Consider the following 4076-nt stretch of genomic DNA (forward strand, 5'->3'; position numbering starts at 1 on the left):
CCGGGTCAGCCAGCTCAAGGTGCAGACCGGACGGCTGGCCGGCGAGCGGGTCGAGGTGGTGGCTGGCCTGCCGGCGGATGCGCGCATCGTGGTCAACGGCGCCGGCTTCCTGAACGACGGCGACCTCGTGCGCCTGGGCCAGGAAAATGGGTCAAATCAGGCTCTAGCACCGGCATCACCTGCCCCTGAAGCTATCAAATAAAGAGCAAACACGATGCTGAACGTCTCGTCCTGGTCGATCAGGAACCCGATTCCGGCGCTGATGCTGTTTGTGCTGCTGAGCTTTGGCGGCCTGCTGTCGTTCAAGGCGATGAAGGTGCAGAACTTTCCCGACATCGACTTGCCGACCGTCAGCGTCTCGACCTCGCTGCCGGGCGCGGCGCCGGCGCAGCTGGAGACCGAGGTGGCGCGCAAGCTCGAAAACTCGATCGCCACGGTGCAGGGCCTGAAACACCTCATGACCAAGGTGCAGGACGGCGGCGTCACCATCACCGCCGAGTTCCGGCTCGAAAAGCCGGTGCAGGAGGCGGTCGACGATGTGCGCTCGGCGGTGGCGCGGGTGCGCTCCGACCTGCCCGGCGACGTGCGCGACCCGATTGTCAGCAAGGTCGATCTGGCCGGCCAGCCGGTGCTGGCCTTCACCATCGCCTCAAGCCGCCTGGACGCCGAGGCGCTGTCCTGGTTTGTCGACAACGAGGTGTCGCGCAAGCTGCTGGCGGTGCGCGGCGTCGGCGCGGTGAATCGCGTCGGCGGCGTGACGCGCGAGGTGCGGGTGGCACTGGACCCGTCCCGGCTGCAGGCGCTGGGCGCCTCGGCCGCCGACATCTCGCGCCAGTTGCGGCTGGTGCAGAACGAAAGCGCGGGCGGCCGCACCGACCTGGGCGGCAGCGAGCAGCCGGTGCGCACGCTGGCCACCGTCAAGTCGGCCGCCGAGCTGGGCCAGCTCGAACTGGCGCTCGGCGATGGCCGGAAAATCCGCCTCAATGATGTGGCCACGGTCAGCGACACCACGGCCGATGCGCGCTCGGCCGCGCTGCTCGACGGCAAGCCGGTGGTCGGCTTTGAGGTGTCGCGCAGCCGCGGCGAGAGCGAGGTGACGGTGGGCGCGGCGGTGCAGGCGGCGCTGGCCGAGCTCAAGGCCCAGCACCCCGACCTGGTGCTGACCGAAGCCTTCAACTTTGTAACGCCGGTCGAAGAGGAGTACACCGGCTCGCTGCACCTGCTGTACGAGGGCGCGATTCTGGCGGTACTGGTGGTCTGGCTGTTTCTGCGCGACTGGCGCGCCACCTTTGTCTCGGCCGTGGCGCTGCCGCTGTCGGTGATTCCGGCCTTTATCGGCATGTATTTGCTGGGTTTTTCCATCAATGTGGTGACCCTGCTGGCGCTGTCGCTGGTCATCGGCATTCTGGTCGACGACGCGATTGTCGAGGTGGAAAACATCGTGCGGCATCTGCGCATGGGCAAGACGCCGTACCAGGCGGCGATGGAGGCGGCCGACGAGATTGGCCTGGCGGTGATCGCCACCACCTTCACCCTGGTCGCGGTGTTTTTGCCGACCGCCTTCATGAGCGGCATTGCCGGCAAGTTCTTCAAGCAGTTCGGCTGGACGGCGGCGCTGGCGGTGCTGGCCTCGCTGCTGGTGGCGCGCGTGCTGACGCCGATGATGGCGGCCTACATCCTCCAACCAATTGTCGGCGCGCACCAGGAGCCGGGCTGGCTCAGGGTTTACATGCGCGCCGCCGGCTGGTGCCTGAAGCACCGCGTCATCACCATGGTCATGGCGACACTGTTTTTCTTTGGCTCCGTCGCGCTGATTCCGCTGCTGCCGACCGGCTTCATCCCGGCCGACGACAACTCGCAAACCCAGGTCTACCTGGAGCTGCAGCCGGGCTCCAGCCTGGCCCAGACCGAGGCGGCGGCCGAACAGGCACGCCAGCTGATTGCCAAAGTCGCGCATGTACGCAGCGTCTACACCACCCTAGGCGGCGGCACGGCCGGCAGCGACCCGTTCGCCGGCTCGGGCGCGGCCGAGACCCGCAAGGCCACGCTGACCGTGCTGCTGGCCGAGCGCAGCGAGCGGCCGCGCAAGCAGGGCATTGAAAACCGGATGCGCACGGCGCTGGAGCCGCTGCCGGGCGTGCGCAGCAAGGTCGGCCTCGGCGGCTCGGGTGAAAAATACGTGCTGGTGCTGACCAGCGAAGACCCGCTGGCCCTGCAGGCCGCCGCCCGCGCCGTTGAAAAAGACCTGCGCACCATTCCCGGCCTGGGCAGCGTGGCCTCCAGCGCCAGCCTGATCCGCCCCGAAATCGCGGTGCGGCCCGACTTTGCGCGCGCCGCCGACCTCGGCGTGACCAGCGCCGCGATTGGCGAGACCCTGCGCATTGCAACGCTGGGCGACTACGACGTGTCGCTGCCCAAGCTCAACCTGTCCGAGCGCCAGGTGCCGATCGTGGTGAAGCTGGCCGACGCCGCGCGCCGGGACCTCAGCGTGCTGGAACGCCTGAGCGTGCCCAGCAGCAAGCCGGGCGTGGGGGCGGTCATGCTGGGCCAGGTGGCGACGCTGGAAATCGCCAGCGGCCCGGCCATCATTGACCGCTACGACCGCGCGCGCAATGTCAACTTCGAGATCGAGCTGTCGGGCCTGCCGCTGGGCGACGTGACACAGGCGGTGCAGGCGCTGCCGGCCGTGAAAAACCTGCCGCCGGGGGTCAAGGTGGTGGAAATTGGCGATGCCGAGGTCATGGGCGAGCTGTTTGCCAGCTTTGGCCTGGCCATGCTGACCGGCGTGCTGTGCATCTACATCGTGCTGGTGCTGCTGTTCAAGGACTTTTTGCACCCGGTGACGATTCTGGCCGCCTTGCCTTTGTCGCTGGGCGGCGCGTTTGTCGGCCTGCTGGTGGCGCAAAAGAGTTTTTCCATGCCCTCGCTGATCGGCCTGATCATGCTGAAGGGCATTGCCACCAAGAACTCGATCCTGCTGGTCGAGTACGCCATCGTGGCCAGGCGCGACCATGGCATGAGCCGCCTCGACGCGCTGCTCGACGCCTGCCACAAGCGCGCCCGGCCCATCATCATGACGACGCTGGCGATGGGCGCCGGCATGCTGCCGATTGCCATCGGCTTTGGCGCCGCCGATCCGAGCTTTCGCTCGCCGATGTCGGTGGCCGTGATTGGCGGGCTGATCACCTCGACCGTGCTGAGCCTGCTGGTGGTGCCGGCGGTGTTCACCTACATGGACGACCTGGAGCACTTCATCCGGCGCCTGGCCGGGCGGCTGCGCGGCCAGCCGGCGCAGCCGCCCGAGCCGGTGGCACGGCCGCTGCCCCACCCTTGAAAACAGTCGGGCCAAAGCCTATATTCAGGGTGCAGTCCGGCGCGGGCCATTCGAAATCCATCACCGCGGCCTGATTGCCAACCAAGGAGTGAACCATGTCTCTACGCATCAACGATGTCGCCCCGGACTTCACGGCCCAGACCACGCAGGGCAGCATCCAGTTTCATCAATGGATGGGGGACAGCTGGGCCATCCTGTTCTCGCACCCGAAAGACTTCACGCCGGTGTGCACCACCGAACTGGGCTACATGGCCAAGATCGAGCCGGAATTTACCCGGCGCAACTGCAAACTCATTGGCCTGAGCGTGGATCCGGTGGACAACCACAAGGCCTGGGCCAGGGACATCGAGGAAACCCAGGGTTATCTCCCCAAGTACCCGATGATCGGCGACAGCGACCTGGCCGTGGCCAAGCTCTACAACATGCTGCCGGCGGACGAGCCCGGCAGCTCCGAAGGCCGCACGCCGGCCGCCAATGCGACGGTGCGCTCGGTCTTCATCATCGGCCCGGACAAGCGGATCAAGCTGATGCTGACCTACCCGATGACCACCGGCCGCAACTTCGACGAGATTTTGCGCGTGCTCGATTCCATGCAGCTCACGCAGGCGCACAAGGTGGCGACACCGGTCAACTGGAAACCGGGCGAGGACGTGATCATCGCGGGCTCGGTGTCCGACGACGATGCGAAGACCCTGTTTCCACAGGGCTGGAAAGCCCCCAAACCCTATCTGCGCATCGTCAA

2 protein-coding genes and 1 pseudogene are annotated in these 4076 nt (G+C 66.8%); all 3 read left to right on the forward strand.

Translation table 11 applies throughout. The annotated features are described in order from the left end of the window. A pseudogene (locus RMO23_RS12645) lies at nt 1-202 on the forward strand (efflux transporter periplasmic adaptor subunit); the annotation flags it as partial. Between the two features lie 15 nt (nt 203-217). Then, nucleotides 218-3334 carry an efflux RND transporter permease subunit gene (locus tag RMO23_RS12650; RefSeq protein WP_309682005.1) on the forward strand — a complete coding sequence of 1039 codons (3117 nt, stop codon included), beginning with the start codon at nt 218-220 and terminating at the stop codon, nt 3332-3334. 95 nt (nt 3335-3429) lie between these two features. Further along, nucleotides 3430-4076, forward strand: a 647-nt coding sequence (locus tag RMO23_RS12655; RefSeq protein WP_309682004.1) for a peroxiredoxin, incomplete at its 3' end; no start/stop codon positions are given.

The organism is Polaromonas sp. (assembly GCF_031411155.1).
In the GTDB taxonomy this organism is placed as follows: Bacteria; Pseudomonadota; Gammaproteobacteria; order Burkholderiales; family Burkholderiaceae_C; genus Polaromonas.